Annotated in this window: 7 protein-coding genes; all 7 read left to right on the top strand. The window is 34.1% G+C overall.

Features of this window, described 5'->3' with window-relative positions:
• Positions 1-798 (top strand): aspartate--tRNA(Asn) ligase (gene aspS / locus Q0P94_RS07205; protein ID WP_295115178.1); only part of this gene is annotated, 798 nt, incomplete at its 5' end.
• Between the two features lie 28 nt (positions 799-826).
• The gene (locus tag Q0P94_RS07200) at positions 827-2,020 is read left to right on the top strand and encodes an aminoacetone oxidase family FAD-binding enzyme (RefSeq protein WP_295115176.1); all 1,194 of its coding nucleotides are present in this window, start codon (positions 827-829) and stop codon (positions 2,018-2,020) included.
• A 168-nt stretch (positions 2,021-2,188) separates the two neighbouring features.
• Positions 2,189-2,344 (top strand): hypothetical protein, encoded by a 156-nt coding sequence (locus Q0P94_RS07195; RefSeq protein ID WP_295115174.1) that lies wholly within the window; start codon positions 2,189-2,191, stop codon positions 2,342-2,344.
• Positions 2,345-2,793: 449 nt separating this feature from the next.
• Entirely contained in the window at positions 2,794-3,423 is a 630-nt protein-coding gene (locus tag Q0P94_RS07190; protein WP_295115172.1) for a cobalt-precorrin-8 methylmutase, read from the top strand.
• 9 nt (positions 3,424-3,432) lie between these two features.
• Positions 3,433-4,695 (top strand): glutamate-1-semialdehyde 2,1-aminomutase, encoded by a 1,263-nt coding sequence (gene hemL, locus Q0P94_RS07185; protein ID WP_295115171.1) that lies wholly within the window; start codon positions 3,433-3,435, stop codon positions 4,693-4,695.
• A gap of 16 nt (positions 4,696-4,711) precedes the next feature.
• A complete protein-coding gene (locus tag Q0P94_RS07180; RefSeq protein WP_295115170.1) occupies positions 4,712-5,134 on the top strand; it encodes a signal peptidase I in 423 nt (140 codons plus the stop codon).
• Between the two features lie 18 nt (positions 5,135-5,152).
• Positions 5,153-6,853, top strand: a complete 1,701-nt coding sequence (gene argS, locus Q0P94_RS07175) for an arginine--tRNA ligase (protein ID WP_295115168.1) — start codon at positions 5,153-5,155, stop codon at positions 6,851-6,853.
• Positions 6,854-6,889: the final 36 nt, after the last annotated feature.

Genomic DNA, 6,889 nt, shown 5'->3' with positions numbered 1-6,889 from the left:
GCTACTGAAGGAGGAACAGAATTATTCCCGATTACTTACTTTGAAAAAGAAGCATTCTTAGGTCAATCTCCACAATTATACAAACAGATGATGATGGCCAGTGGGATGGATAAAGTATTTGAAATCGGTCAAATTTTCAGAGCAGAAGAGCACGACACATTAAGACACTTAAATGAAGCGGTTTCCATAGATGCGGAAGCTTCATTCGCTGATGATGAAGATGTAATGAAAATCCTAAATGACATGATTATTCAAGTTCTCAAAGATGTAAATGAAAATTGCGCTAATGAATTGGATATTTTAGGTCATGAATTGGAAGTGCCAACTGGTGATTTCCCTGTTGTAACCTATGATGAAGCTATCGACATTGTAAACTCAAAAGATGTTGAAATGGAATGGGGTGAAGATTTATCCCGTGAAGCTGAAAAAGCATTAGGTGAGACAATGGGAGGATTCTACTTCTTGACCAGATGGCCAAGTGAAATTAAACCTTTCTATGTAATGCCTGTTGACGGCGATGAAAAGTACTCTCATGCGTTTGATTTAATGTATAATAATTTAGAATTATCTTCTGGTGCAACTCGTGTTCACCAATACGATTTACTCGTAAAACAAATTGAAGAAAGAGGTTTGAATCCTGCTGGATTTGGAAGCTATCTAAAAGCATTCGAATATGGTATGCCTCCTCATGCAGGTTGGGGTGTAGGTGCTGACAGGTTAACCATGGTACTTACAGGTTCAGAAAACATCCGTGAATGTGTACTCTTCCCAAGGGACAGACATAGATTAACCCCTTAATTTCTTTTTTTTCTTTTTTTTGATTTTTATGGAAGACTATGATATAGCTATTATTGGCGGGGGGCCTGCAGGGATGATGGCTGCAATTGCCGCAAGTCAGAATTCTTCAAAGGTAATATTGCTTGAAAAGAATCCCTCCTTGGGCCGTAAATTATTGCTTACTGGCGGAGGAAGATGCAATATCACAAACAATAAGCCAATAAAACAGCTATTGAATTCTTTCAATAATAAAAACTTCTTAAAACACTCTTTTTATACATTTACTAATGAAGACTTATTTTCTCTTTTCGATATTGATTTTGTCCAGGAAGACAACAACCGTGTATTTCCAAAAAGCGGCAGGTCACGTGATATCCTGGAAGGTTTAACTGATAAGTTGGAAGATGTTGTTATAAGTTGTAACTTTGAGGTTAAAAAGATCTCAGAGGGCTTTGTTATAAATGATAAGTTAAAAGCAGATAAGATTATCATTGCCACTGGTGGTGTTACTTATCCCAAAACTGGTTGCAATATTGAAAACTATTCCCTGACTTCACAGCCTCTGACAGATATTAAATATGGACTTTCACCATTAATCACTGAAAAAGATCTATCCGCAATTGCCGGTGTAACTTTAAGTGATGTTGTTATAAGTTATAAGAAACACAAGATTAAGGGAAATGTTTTGTTTTCACATGTTGGCCTTACAGGTCCCGGAATCATTAACCTGAGCAATAAAATATCTGAAGGTATAAGTTATAACTTATTAGAAAATAATCCTGATATCGATTTGGAGATAGCTATTGATTTATGTCCTGAGTATAGTCGTGAAGAGCTTTTTGACAGATTCACTTCAGACTTCCAGTCCAAGGGTAAAACTATGCTTAAGAATTACTTGAAGTTGTTTTTGACAAACAGTTTTATTGATTACTTTTTATCTGAAATTAATATGGACTCTGAAGTTCAATTGTCCAGAATCAATAAGAAAAGCAAAAACAGATTGATAGAAAACTTGAAAAGATTCCCTTTCAAAATCACCGCTTTCAACGATAATCTTGCTAAGGTGACTATCGGCGGAGTTGATTTGAAGCATATCAATTCAAAAACAATGGAATCAACAGTGATTCCCGGTCTTTACTTTGCTGGTGAAGTATTGGATGTGCATGGGCCGACTGGGGGCTATAATTTGAAAATTGCTTTTTCAACCGGATTTTTAGCAGGTCTATCAGCCAGTGAAAAATAGTTGATTTGTAGTTTTTATTATTGGTTCAATAATTTCCACGTTTTCAAATCAATTTTATATAATTAAAGCATTTTTACTTTGTATTTTTAAAAAATAAAGTTTTATATATCTTTATTTTTATATTTATTAATAAAATGTAACTCTTTAAGTCCAGAAGGTGATGTTGTGATGTTTCATGATGTTGCCGTGACTTGGATTTGGGGGTTTTTCTTTGATGAAAAGTCTACTGGCAACTTTAATTTAACTCATGAGGGAAACATTGTGAGTATCCTTGCTAAGTATTGGATTACAATGGTTTGGTCCTTATTTGTCTGTGGTGTTTGACTTTTGTATTCACGTTGGTTTTGGTAAAATTGATGTGAAACTTTCTTTAATTCTCCTTTAGATTGTAGGGATCTTCAGTTTTATAGGGATTTGTTTTTAGATGGCTTTGACCGGTCGTTTTTGGGTTCAGTTTTACTTATAATGGCAACTCCCTGCATTCTATAAATTTCATGATTAAATTTATATATTATTTGAGTTATACTATTTAATAGAATTTGAAAATCCTTTGGATTTCTTATTCCAATTAGGTTAAATTAAAGTTTTTTTTCAGTATCTAACGGTCATGTTGCAGGAGTTTTTCCTGCAATATGGATATTGACTATTTTTATACAAGTTCTGTTTTTTAATTCTAAAATTATCATCATTTTTTACTAATTGACATTTAAAAATACCTGTCATTTTTATCAAAAACAAAATATTTAAGATATATATAATTTAAAAATTATCTTATGACAGACAAAATGTTCATGGGTGCATCAACTAAGCAAGGTCTGGATATTGCCAACAGAAGTAGGGAAATTATCCGTGGCCTTATTGGAGATGATGTCAAAGATTTAAATCCTGCTGAAAGAGACATTGTTGAAAGGATTGTTCACTCAACTGCTGATCCTGAATATGCAAAATTGGTTAAAATCAGTCCTGATTTTGTAGATGCAGCTATGGCTTCCCTAAAAAATAAAGAAACCATTTTGACTGATATTAACATGGTTAAGTATGGTATTACAAGATATGATGGGGAAGTAGAGTGTTATATCAGGAATGAAGAAGTTATTAAAATAGCTAAGGAAAATCAAATCACAAGGGCTGCGGCTGCTATGCGATATGCGGCAGTTAATGGTTTTGAAGGTATTGTAGTTTCTGGTAATGCTCCAACTGCTGTTTTTGAAGCTATGGATTTGTACCAAAAAGGTGAAATGAATCTGAAAGCTATTGTAGGTGTCCCTGTTGGTTTTGTTGGGGCAGCTGACTCAAAAGAGGCACTTCACAACTCTGACATTCCAAATATTATTGTTGAAGGACCTAAAGGTGGAACACCGATAGCTGTAGCTTGCGTAAATTCATTAATCCAACATTTATAGTGTGATAAAATGTATTCTGAAGAATTATTCAACGAATCTAAAAATTATTTTCCTGGAGGAGTAAATTCTCCTGTACGCGCTTTTAAACCATATCCATTTTTCGTTAAAAGTGCAGGTGGTTCTAAAATAACTGATGTAGACGAAAATACTTATACTGACTATTGTTTGGCTTATGGTCCTTTGATTTTAGGTCATGCTAATCCTAAAGTTGTAAGGGAAGTTTCAAATCAGTTAACAATAGGAAGTGCTTATGGTGCTCCTACTGAAAATGAAATTAAACTTGCTAAAGAAGTGGTCTCCAGAATTCCTTCTGCAGAGATGGTAAGATTCTGCAATAGTGGAACAGAAGCTACTATGAGTGCAATAAGACTGGCAAGAGGTTTCACAGGCAGGGATAAAATCGTAAAATTCGAAGGTGCATATCACGGTGCACATGATTATGTTTTAGTTAAAGGAGGTTCAGGTGCTGCAACTCTTCCTGACAGTCCCGGAATCCCTCAAGACACTACAAAAAATACTTTGTCTGTTCCGTTCAATGATGAAGAAGCTTTAACTGATTTGATTGAAAAAGAAGGAGAAAATATTGCTTGTATTATAATGGAAGTCGTTATGGGTAATATTGGATGCATTGAACCAAAACCAGGATTTTTAGAATTTATTAGAAAAATAACTGAAGAAAATGGAATTGTCCTGATATTTGATGAAGTAATAACTGGTTTTAGAGCTTCAAAAGGTGGAGCTCAGCAATATTATGGTGTTACTCCGGATTTAACTACACTAGGTAAAATTGTAGGTGGAGGACTTCCTATGGGTGCGTTCTGTGGTAAGAAGGAAATAATGGAATTGATTGCACCTAACGGACCAGTTTATCAGGCAGGAACTTTTTCTGGAAATCCTATTTCTGTTCAGGCAGGAATCTCAACCATGTCTCAGTTAGATGATAAATTTTATAAGGATTTGGAAAGTAAAGGAAATTTCCTCAGAAGTGAAATAAGGGCTACTGTTGAAGATAAGGATTTAAATATTCAGCCTGTCGGTTTAGCTTCAATGTTTCAGATTTATTTCAATGAAAATGATGTTTATAACTATGAAGATGCTAAAAAATCAGACAGCGACAGATTTTTAGTATACTTCAGAGAATTATTGAAAGAAGGTGTTTTCATACCTCCTAGCCAATTTGAATGTAATTTTATTTCAAGCGCTCATAGTATGGAGGATTTGGAAAAAACTTCTCAAGCTATTGACAATGCATTAAGAGTGGCATTTAAATAAAAAGTAAGGTGTTATTGTGACAGATTGGAAAGAAATTGCATCATATGCAGTTATTTTAATAATTGTTTTGATTGCAGCACAGCATTTGAATGTAGTTGTTTCAGGTAGTATGGAACCTGCATTCTATAGAGGAGATATTGTAATGATTGAAAAAGCTAATTTCCTTGGTATTCAGGAGTTCAATGTCAATGATATCCAAAAAGGAGATGTTGTGGTTTATGATGCAAAATGGTTTAATCAACCGGTAATTCATAGAGTTATTGATATTGTAGATATTAATGGAAGTACAATGTATCTTATTAAGGGAGATAACAACAATGCTCCAGACCCGTATTATGTTTCACCGAGCCAAATCCAATCAAAAGTTGTGACAATCGGTGATAATTTAGTTGTAATTCCAAAAATTGGTTATCTTTCCCTTTGGTTAAGGGGTTTATGATTATTATAAGGTGAGTTAATGTATTTTGAGATTGAAAAACAAGCTATTGATGCAATTAATAAGGCATTAGATCAGTATGATGTAGAAATAGACAGGAATTTTAAATTAGAATTTCCTCCTAATCCTAACTTAGGAGATTTGGCAAGTACCATTGCTTTTTCACTTACAAAAAAATTAAAAACATCTCCTCCGGAAGTTGCTGCGGATTTAGTTGAAAAAATAGAAGTTCCAGAAATTTTCACTAAAGTTCAAAATTTCGGACCGTATGTTAATTTCTTCATTGACTATTCCAAATTTTCAAAACTTCTTTTGGAAAAGGTTGATGAAAATTACGGACAGCTTCCTGAATATGGCGAAAAAATTGTATTGGAACATACTTCCGCAAATCCTAATGGTCCGTTGCATATAGGCCATATCAGAAACTCAATTTTCGGTGATTCCCTTGCAAGATTATTGAAATTGGCTGGAAGGGATGTTACAACCCAGTATTATGTTAATGACATGGGTAGGCAAATAGCTATTATTGTATGCGGTATAACTGAATGCGGTCTTAAGATTGAGGATTATGAAGGAGATAAAATTGACCACAAAATAGGTAAATTATACTTTGATGCAAATAAGGCTGTTGAAGAGGATGAAGCTTTAAATGCTAAGGTAGATGAATTAATCCAAAAATATGAAAAAGGGGAAGATGAAGATTTGAACAAAGTCTTTGAAGATGTTGTCTCCAAATGTATTTCTGGAATGAAAGAATCCCTTTTAAGAATGAATATCAAACATGATGACTTTGTATGGGAAGGTCAGTTTGTAAGAAACGGAGAAGTTGACGGTCTTGTAGAATATATTCAAAAAGAAGGTTTCACACGTGAAAATGATGTTTTATACATTGATTTGACTGACTTCAACATTGAAAAAGAGTTTGTTCTCAGAAGGTCTAATGGCACATCCCTTTATTCCACCCGTGATTTGGCTTATCATAAATATAAAGCTACTTTAGGTGATACTGTACTGGATATTTTAGGTTCAGACCATAAATTAGCTGCAAAACAAATCAAGGTTATTTTTGAAGAAATATTCAGACAGACTCCTCCGGAAGTAATCTTTTATGAATTCATCACACTTCCTGAGGGGTCCATGTCAACAAGAAGAGGCAAGTTCGTATCTGTAGATGAACTCATTGATGAAGCGGTTTCAAGAGCATATGATGAAATCAAATCAAGGAATCCTAATTTATCCGATGATGAAATTGCTCCAATGGCTGAAGAAATTGGTGTAGGGGCTGTAAGATTCTTCATTGCAAAATTATCTCCTGAAAAACACTTGACATTCAAATGGGATGAGGCATTAAGTTTTGAAAGAGGTTGTGCTTCTATTCAATATGCTCATGCAAGGGCTTGTAAGTTGATTGCAAAATCCGGCAAGGATATCGATTCTTTAACTGTCAGTGACGATTGGATTCCTGATGAAGCAGAACAGGATTTAGTCAGACAAATCGCCAAATTCCCACAGGTTGTTGAAGACTGTGCTAATAAAAAGAGAGTTCACAATATTACACAATATTGTCAAGATTTGGCAGGTTCATTCAATAAATTTTATAAATCAGAACAAGTTATCGGATCTGATGTAGAAGATACAAGATTAATTTTAGTTGATAGGGCTAAAACAACTATTAAAAATGCTTTAGACATTTTAGGTGTTTCTGCACCTGAAAAAATGTAGATGAGTAATTAACTCATCTTTCAATTTCTTTTTTTT

This window comes from uncultured Methanobrevibacter sp. (assembly GCF_946184425.1).
Lineage (GTDB): Archaea > Methanobacteriota > Methanobacteria > Methanobacteriales > Methanobacteriaceae > Methanocatella.
Note: the sequence above shows the minus strand (reverse complement) of the source record. Positions and strands in the feature narration are given on the sequence as shown.

What these genes read in the sequence shown, in the direction of transcription:
- Q0P94_RS07200 (WP_295115176.1), top strand. Translation starts at nt 827, where the DNA reads ATGGAAGACTATGATATAGCTATTATTGGCGGGGGGCCTGCAGGGATG.
- Q0P94_RS07195 (WP_295115174.1), top strand. Translation starts at nt 2,189, where the DNA reads ATGTTTCATGATGTTGCCGTGACTTGGATTTGGGGGTTTTTCTTTGAT.
- Q0P94_RS07190 (WP_295115172.1), top strand. Translation starts at nt 2,794, where the DNA reads ATGACAGACAAAATGTTCATGGGTGCATCAACTAAGCAAGGTCTGGAT.
- hemL (WP_295115171.1), top strand. Translation starts at nt 3,433, where the DNA reads ATGTATTCTGAAGAATTATTCAACGAATCTAAAAATTATTTTCCTGGA.
- argS (WP_295115168.1), top strand. Translation starts at nt 5,153, where the DNA reads ATGTATTTTGAGATTGAAAAACAAGCTATTGATGCAATTAATAAGGCA.